The sequence below is a fragment of the Longimicrobium sp. genome (assembly GCF_036280135.1).
Taxonomy (GTDB): Bacteria; Gemmatimonadota; Gemmatimonadetes; order Longimicrobiales; family Longimicrobiaceae; genus Longimicrobium.
In genome coordinates, this window is sequence record NZ_DASURI010000036.1 from 1 (window position 1) to 8,234 (window position 8,234).

Sequence of the window (8,234 nt, forward strand, 5' to 3'; positions counted from 1 at the left end):
GGGGCCGGCAGCATCGACGGCAGCTCCGCCGCGGTGACGAGCGCCAGCCGCGCGCCGGCTGTTCCACTCGCGAACAGCCCCCCGCGCCGTTCCTCCGGTGTCATCGCCCACAGCGCCACGTCCCGCGCTGTCCGCCACAGCAGCAGCCCGAGGTCCCCCGGCGATTCCTCCAGGATGCGCTCCCCGTCCAGCCGTTCGCCGAAATCGCGCGCCATCCTGTGAGGGACGCACCAACGGCGCGCAGTTCCATCCCGGCAATCATTGCCCCTGCCCATCAGCTGCCGCTCCCGAACATCCAGGTCGAACCAACCCGGATGAGCCGCATGTACCGCCCTTCCTCGTGATATTTCCGCATCTCCTCGGTGGCCAAGTTTGCGGATCGCCCAATGGGCTGCGCTCCGTCCGACGGCGCTGGGCTCCCCGACGGGAGCCGTCCTGGCGCGCCCATCAGTTCCCGCTGCCGAACATGCGGCCCGGAGTTGGGGGCGTTGCGCAGTCCGTCGGTCTCTCATGCGGGCGCAGGCCCGATCCCTTGGCATCCGCATCCCTGGGGTTCGCGGCAGATTGGGAATCGGGGTAATCCTCCGGCCTGTGAGACTGAGGAACTTCCGGATTGGTGGATGGCGCGACTGGGTGAGCTAGCGCTGGAGTCGGCACGGGGACCACGCCTCACTTGAAACGGTTTCCGCCTGAAAACAAACCTCGTTTTATGGCTAAACCGTCCAGTGTTGGTCTCGCAATCAGGCGCCAAAACACCGCCAAGCGTACCGGCTTGGCCGCTCGATCACGTTAGGCCACACCCTCTTGCACGGATGTCAGAATCCGCCACTGCACCACCCGGGTACCACGGTGGCGCGTTGTACACGATTAGAGGTAATTTCAACACGCGGCCACTCCCGGCCGCGAATTGTCACCGCCCCTTTTTCAGGAGATACGAACGATGCGCGCACGCTCCCTTTGCCTCGCCCTGGTGCTCGCGACGGCTACGGCAGGCGGCTGCACCAGCAGCCCCACGGCGTCGCAAGGTGGACAGGACGGAGGTGCGGTTCTCTCGCAGGCCGCCGTACCGCTGCCGCCCGTGGAGGATACGCAGACGCAAACAACCGCCACCGATACAACCGGAGGCGGAGCAAGAGGAGGAAGCGGAGGGTTCGGGTCAGGCCATTAACGGCGGGAGGCCGCCCTAGCCCACGGGCGGGTTGGAATAGCGCCTAAGGGCGTCGGTAAGCTGGGCGGAGAGCGCGTGCACGTCGTCTGGCGCGGTCCGGACTACGTCACGCGCGTCCCTATCCGCCAGATGCGCCAAGAATGATTCAGCATGAGCGGCGGTGGAGCCTTCGCCGCGTCGTCTAGCAACCTCTAGAGCCTGCTGCGCAAGCTGACGCGCCTGTAGAACCAGCCCCAGGGAGCGTGCCCCTTCGGCCAAGTTGACCAGTGAGGAAGCGACGAACTCACCTGCGTTGTGAGTGCGGGCCGTAACATACGCCACGGCTTCGAAGAACTTGTTGCTATCACCCAGCGCGGCAGCGGTCCGGCCAATGTTCGCCCAGACTTGTAGCCTCTCCACCGGCGCCGTGAAGAGACGGAAGGCCTCCACGAAGACGGGGAGAGCCTCGTTAAAGTAGCCTTGCCACATCCACGCAAGTGCGACGTCATGCGCCAGATATGGCCACCGCTCGTTATCGGCGGGGTACAACTCGTAAGCAAGTTGCGCGTGCGGCGCGGCCGCCACCCAGTCCCGCAACTCGATCGCAAGCAACAGCAGATTGTGCTGTGCGGCTGCGCCAAGCTTCCGCACCTTGCCCTTCTTCGCCGTTCGGAACGCCCGGAGATACAGCGACCTAGCGGCATCGAAGTTCGCGCGCTGAAACTCCATGTTCCCCCACCCGAGCAGCGCATCAGCGTAGGAAATCCAGTCCTTCGTAGCACGCGCCAAGTAAATCGCACGGCTAAACCAAGTCTCCGCCCGTTCATATGCAGCCCGGCGGCGGCAGGCTCTCCCAGCGTTGAACGCTAGACCGGAATCGCTTGGACGAAGGAAGTAAGCAGCCTCTGAGAAATGTACCGCAGTGATGACATAACCTTCGTCTGTTGCCCATTTGCTGATCTGCAGGCACGCCGCGATTACCGCATCCGTCCCGATCAGGTCGGGGTGCGTGCACAGCGCCTCGACCGCTTGTAGAGGGTGAGCAAGCGCCACATGCCCCCCGGTTTCTCGTAGGAACGCGGGGACCGGCTCGGCGGGCTTGTCGCTTTCGCAGTACAGGTCTGTTCGCGAAGCGATCGGGGTATAGGTCCACAGGAGCACGTCACGAAGCCGCTGCCAGAGGACAAGCCCCAGCGTGCCTGGTATTTCATCAAGGATTTCAGCCCCTTCAAACGGCGTGCGCAATGGCGGCGGGGCAGGCCGCTCCGTCCATTTCCGTTTCGCTCGCGTGTGGCCGGGCTGATCACTCGCGGTCCGCGAGAGTGGGCGCATCGTAGGAGGGGACAAGGACCACTGGAAACGTTAAACCTTAGCGGAAAAGGTGCACTAAGGGAACGGCGAACGCAAGCGGAACCGCGCGGCTGGCGCCGAGGCCCGACGGCGCGCCCGACCCACCCGTCCAACCGGCCACCCGGCCTCCCAGCTACTCCGGGCACCAAGGCGACCCGAACACCCAGCCAGCCGTTCGCCCGGGCATGCGCGGCGCTCGATACGGGCCACTCGGAGCAGGCGAGCAGACAAGTTACGCACTACATTCGGCGCGCGCTATAGTAGACAAAAGAGCCGCGCGTCGCAGATCCCGGTACTCCGCCTAGAACGGCCGCCCGTCCCAGAGCCTGCGCAGGTGAGAGTTGGGATGGTAGTCAAGAATGTGGCGCGATACGCGCGGTTTACCAAGATTTGCGACCGCACACGGATCTTCACGTAATCTGTTATTTAGGGAGGCTGACCGATGAAGTACGTGCCGCCGTCTGGGGACTGGTGCTAACCAGCACCGCCCTTCGTCCCCGGGTGGCCGCCGCCGGATGCAGCCGAGGCGAACCGCTGCTGCCTCACGGTGATTCCGCCGTACAACTCGACGGCGGAGGTTTCGTCGGCTCCGGTACGCGGACGAATTAGAAACCGCCGGGGTCGTCATTGGAATCGGCTCCGGAAATGACTTAATGACAACTTCCGCCGATTCTACCGGGGCGGCGCGAGGACCGGAGACCTACGGCTCAGGACACTGACGCAAGTGACTCCATCCCATCCGAAATCGTGCACTCCCCCTTGCTGGGGCGCTGTTACCGGTGCCAGTGGGCCAGCCCGAGGAACAGCTGGGCGTCTGATCGGCGCTTTCTGGCGGATTGAGGATAAGAGAGGTTAATTTGGCGCATCCGTGTTGGTGTCATAGCAACCCCTCTGAGGAATCTACCGTGAAAACCTTCCGAGCCTCGGTCGCCGCTGCAATCCCAGGATTGCTAGTCTTCGCTGCATGCAGCGAGCCTCGGACGACCATCACAGCGCCGGAGATCCCTTCGTACAACGGGGGATATACGTTTGGTGGAGGCAATCGAACGGATACCGCGGCAACGACCTCCGCCCAAGGCAGTGATCCGGCGGCGGACGTCGCTGAGCGCGGCGGCATGGGATACGGATCCGGCAACTAAAGCGAATCTCGGCGAAACACACCCACCAAATCCAGGAGTCATGGCCATGCGCGTCCAAGCTAAAGCGCTCAACTTCGCACCCCTTCTGCTATTCGCTCTAGCTGCCTGCGATTCCCAGCTCCCGACGGCGGCGCTGGATGGCGGTCATACTCTCGGCAGCGGCCATCAGGTGCAGAGTACCACCGTTGCCGGCGTCCTCACTGGGTCTGGTCACTCCGTTCAGCGTGAGACGACCAGTCGTGGCGGCCACACGTTCGGCTCCGGCGCACGCGTCGCGTCAGGTGGCGGTCTTACCTTCGGTGGTGGGAACGCGATGCTCTCGATGAGCTCCGACGGCGGTCACGGGTTCGGGTCAGGTACCGCGCAGTCCGGCGGGTGGGGCTACGGTTCTGGCGGACGTCACGGGGAAGTTGTGGAGGGTGCTGCGACGTCGGGCGGGCCAGGTGGTGTGAGTGGAGGCGACGCCGGTTCATCAGGCTCCGGGATCGGCGGTTTCGGGTCCGGCAATCGATACACCACCCCGGAGCAGGCAGGCGTGGGAACCATCGGTTCGGGGAACTAGCAAACTCGCCAGGTCCAGCGATCTACAGGCCATGCTATAGTAGGCAACGCATGATACCCCCGCGTCCGGCCCCGCGCGGACGTTCGCGAAACATCCCGTGCATGGCGCCGTCAGGGGAGGAACACGTCCCCCGCCGCGGAACGCGCGGAGCCCGGCACGTTCGCGTGCCGGGCTCCAGATAGCGGGAGGGTAGGTCCCGAGTGTAACCGCAGCCGTTTCCCCCCCTCTATGGGGCTGGAAGATCGTACGCGACCACTCGCTGCACTTCCGTGTCGGAATCCACCACGACGCCATAGACCCGGTTGTCCGTGAAAACAGGAGCGGGTACGGACGCCATGCTCAAAGGCAATCTCACGCTGTACTGGTAAATTCCTTCCCGCGAGAGAGCGTCGTACAGCGCCCCCCCTTCTCCCGCGGCAGGCCAGCGCCGCACCCAGATGCGGCCGTCTGTGCCGGCCTGCACGGACAGGATCTGTGGCAGGGTCCGGGGCAGTTCTCCTCTGCGGATCTCCTCCGCCACGCCTTCGAGGCGCTCTACCGGCGCGGGAGCGTCGGCAACCCGCTGGCGGACCGCGCGCAAGGAATCGTCGTACTCGCCGGGTGGCACGGGGGCCGCCGCTCCTTCCCGGCGGATCACCCGGAGCGTGTCGCCGTTCCCGGCCAGTTCCGCGATCTCGTAGGATTCGCCACGGGAAATCAGGAGGTGGCCTTCGGCGGTCACGTCCCAGCCCGGCACGGGTGCGAACGGCGAGCGGGCGAGCCCCGGCACCATCCGCCCTCCGGACGCCCCGGTGCGAAAGATCGCCGTCTCGCCGGGTACCCGGACCGACGCGGGCAGTGAGAGCGTGTCGAGGAGAACGCCGGCCGAATCGTAGACGAGATAGAAGTACTTCTGGTTCGGAATTCGGCCGGCCCGCATGGGATAGTACAGACGACCGGCCGAGTCCAGGCGCGTCGTCATCAGCGAGAACGCGTAGGCGGGCCCGGGATGCGAACCCTCGTAGCGGGAAGCGGCGGCCCCGGGCCGTGGGGGCGAGAACCGCTGCACGCGTGTCTCGTCACGGACGTGGAGAACGCCCGAGTTGCTGATGGCGAGCCCGGTCGGGGCCCGGAACTCTCCCGGCCCGTCTCCCCGCCGGCCGATTCGCTCAATGAACTCCCCGCCCGGCCCGAATACACGCACCTCGTCCGCCATCACGTCGCTCACGTACACACGGCCAGCCTCATCGGCCGCGAGCGAGGAGATGGAGCCAAACGTGTACGCTGGCTCCCCCTCCTCCTCGCCGATCAGGAATGCCTGCCGGGCAAGCAAGGGCGAGGGGCTGGGCGCGGCCCGCTCCGGGTTGGTGACGATGATTGTCGTTCCGACGGTGTCGATGCCCACGCTGGAGGCGCGGGCGCCGGGATCACCGGCGCACGCGCTCGCGGACAGGGAAAGGACCGTTCCGGCCATCAGGCTACGATACATTGATCTCCATGGAGGATCTGGCGGATCATCCCGGTTGAGCCGAGGTGCTACGGGATCAGGTCTCCTGCGGCGGCGCGCAACCCGTGTTGCACGTGTAGTTCATATGGTCCTGGTTGTGGGTCGAGCAGATGTAGGTGTTCGCAGCCCGGCAAGACGTCGCCTGGCCGCAGGCGTCGTTCAGCCGGATCAGTGCTCCCGGACCCTCGGCCAGCACGCTCGCCGGCTGGAAGGTAATGGGAGCCAGCAGCACGAGGCTGAGAGCTGCCGTTGATGCAATTGTTCGCTTGAGGAAGCTCATGGTGCACCTGTAAGGTTCGGTTTAGGCATGTGGGCGGATCCGCCAGATCGCTCTAAATTCCAGTAGCGGCACCGGTGAGACGCCATTCAACGATGCTGGGATACGGCTCATCGACCGCGCCGTAGAGCAGCCGATCATCGCGCGTGACGGCGATTGTGTTCACCGGCCGGTCGAAGGCTAACTCCTTCACGAATGCCGCTCCGCTCACTCCAGCGTCTCCGTGGTTGCGTTCGGTCCGCCGGCAGCGCGTAGAGGGCGGCCAATCGAGCTCCCCGTCGGGGGTGTAAAGAACGTACATAACCGTACTCGGGCCCACGGCGCACCGCCGTGGGCCCTTTCGTCATGTCCCCATACAAGCCGTGCCCCCGCCTGCCCGCCACACCGGCCACCGCACGCGCCGGCGGGCGAGGGCGAGGGAAGAACGGGAAGGGCGTGATCTCTTTCCTTCTCTCGAACCGCCCTACGGAGGTAGCGATGCCCAGTTCCGGCCCGCATCGGAATTAACCCCCGCGTGGGGAGAAAAGTGGGGTGGAGTCCGCAGGCGCGCCGTCGCCTCCGATCCCAACCCGGTGCAGAGAGAGTGTGAGCATGGTCCTGCTCGCCCCCGCAGCCAGCGACACCCACCCTTCCGAGGATCAGCTCGGCTTCTTCGGGTTCACGCCCGAGGGAGCCCTGGTCGTCACCGTCCCACAGGACTCGTCGGAAGAGCCGAAGACTGTCGTCGTCCCGGTCGGCTATCCGGACTTCCGCTTCCCCGAGAAACCGGCCCGTGAAGGTGGGGAGCGCACCCAGGTGCGTGCCAACCTGGCCGCCATCCGGCTCCTCCGTACCCTGCAGGCCGAGGGGCGGGAGGCCACCCGCGAAGAACAGGAGATCCTCGCGCGGTACATCGGCTGGGGCCCGTTCCCCGGGATCTTCATCGACGACCACCCCAAGCTGGGCGTGTTCGCCGGAGAGCTGAAGGGGCTCCTCACGGCCGAGGAGTGGCGCGCCGCGCAGGCCAGCACGCCCAACGCGAACCACACGCCGCCGGGGCTGGTGCGGGCCATCTACGCGATGCTCGCGCGGCTCGGGATCGACGGCCCGGTGTGGGATGGGCTGCAGGCGCTCGAGCCCGCGCTCGGCAGCGGCATCTTCCTGGGCTGCGGCCCCGCGCCGGAGTCGGGAGTGCGCTGGACGGGGGTGGAGCTCGAGCCGGTCGCGGGCGCCATCACGCGGGCGCTGTATCCGTCCGCTGACATCCGGATCTGCGGGTTCGAGCACGCCGTGCTCCCCCGCGACGCCTTCGACCTGGTCGTCGGCAACGTGCCGTTCGGCGCGTACGCGGTCCACGACCCCGTGTACAACCCGCGGCTCTTCACCATCCACAACTACTTCCTCGCCAAGAGCGTCGCGCTCGCGCGGCCGGGCGGGCTCGTCGCGCTCATCACCAGCCGCTACACCATGGACCACGCGGACCCGGCCGCCCGCGCGTACCTGGCGGAGCGGGCCGACCTGGTCGCGGCCGTGCGGCTGCCCGAGAGCGCCTTCCGCGGGCGGGCGGTGCAGCGCGTGACCACGGACCTGCTCATCCTGCGGCGCCGCGGGGCGCACGAGGTGGACGTGAGCCCGGCGTGGCTGGAGACGGTGGAGGTGGAGACGCCGGACGGCCCCGCGCGCGTCAACGAGTACTTCGCCGCGCACCCGGAGATGATGGCCGGCCACCTTCGGCTTACCGGGCGCAACCAGTTCCGCCAGACGGACCCGGCCGTCGTGCTCCCGGCGAACCGCAGCCTGGACGAGGAGCTGGCGCGCATCACCGGCCTCCTCCCGGCGGACGTCTACCAGCCCCGGCGCCAGACCGGCAGCATCAGCTTCGCGGACGCGTCTGCCGCGGCAGGGCTCGCCGACGGGGCGTTTAAGGTGGTGAACGGCAGGCTTCGGCGCTGGCGGGAGGGCCGGTGGGTCTTCCACGGGCTCCGGCACGAGCGGGACGTCTACAAGGTCGTCTCCCTCTGCGCGATCCGCGACGCGCAGCGCGAGGTGCTGCGCACCCAGGCCCAGGAGTGCCCCGAGGCCGAGCAGGAGGCCGCCCGGCGCTCTCTCAACCGCGCCTACGACGCCTTCGTCCGCCAGTACGGGCCCATCAACCTGGAGAAGCGTATCGAGGACCGCGCCGGCAACGTGTCCGTGCGCCGGCCGAACCTCGATCCGTTCCGCGACGACCCGTACGCGATGAACGTCGCGGCGCTGGAGCACTACGACGCGGAGACGAGCACGGTCCGCAAGGC

5 protein-coding genes and 1 pseudogene are annotated in these 8,234 nt (G+C 66.7%); 1 reads left to right on the forward strand and 5 read right to left on the reverse strand.

What is annotated here, in order from left to right; translation table 11 throughout:
* The 5 genes from VFZ20_RS01075 to VFZ20_RS01095 all read right to left on the reverse strand — a co-directional run.
* Nucleotides 1-215, reverse strand: a 215-nt coding sequence (locus VFZ20_RS01075) for a hypothetical protein (protein ID WP_329681958.1), incomplete at its 3' end; no start/stop codon positions are given.
* A 968-nt stretch (nt 216-1,183) separates the two neighbouring features.
* Nucleotides 1,184-2,392, reverse strand: a complete 1,209-nt coding sequence (locus VFZ20_RS01080; protein WP_329681959.1) for a tetratricopeptide repeat protein — start codon at nt 2,390-2,392, stop codon at nt 1,184-1,186.
* Nucleotides 2,393-4,424: 2,032 nt separating this feature from the next.
* Nucleotides 4,425-5,651, reverse strand: a complete 1,227-nt coding sequence (locus VFZ20_RS01085) for a 6-bladed beta-propeller (RefSeq protein ID WP_329681960.1) — start codon at nt 5,649-5,651, stop codon at nt 4,425-4,427.
* A 70-nt stretch (nt 5,652-5,721) separates the two neighbouring features.
* Nucleotides 5,722-5,964 carry a hypothetical protein gene (locus tag VFZ20_RS01090; RefSeq protein WP_329681961.1) on the reverse strand — a complete coding sequence of 81 codons (243 nt, stop codon included), beginning with the start codon at nt 5,962-5,964 and terminating at the stop codon, nt 5,722-5,724.
* Between the two features lie 52 nt (nt 5,965-6,016).
* Nucleotides 6,017-6,172, reverse strand: a complete 156-nt coding sequence (locus VFZ20_RS01095; RefSeq protein WP_329681962.1) for a hypothetical protein — start codon at nt 6,170-6,172, stop codon at nt 6,017-6,019.
* Nucleotides 6,173-6,552: 380 nt separating this feature from the next.
* On the opposite strand from VFZ20_RS01095, the pseudogene VFZ20_RS01100 reads away from it, so the two are divergent.
* Nucleotides 6,553-8,234, forward strand: a pseudogene (locus tag VFZ20_RS01100) (hypothetical protein); the annotation flags it as partial.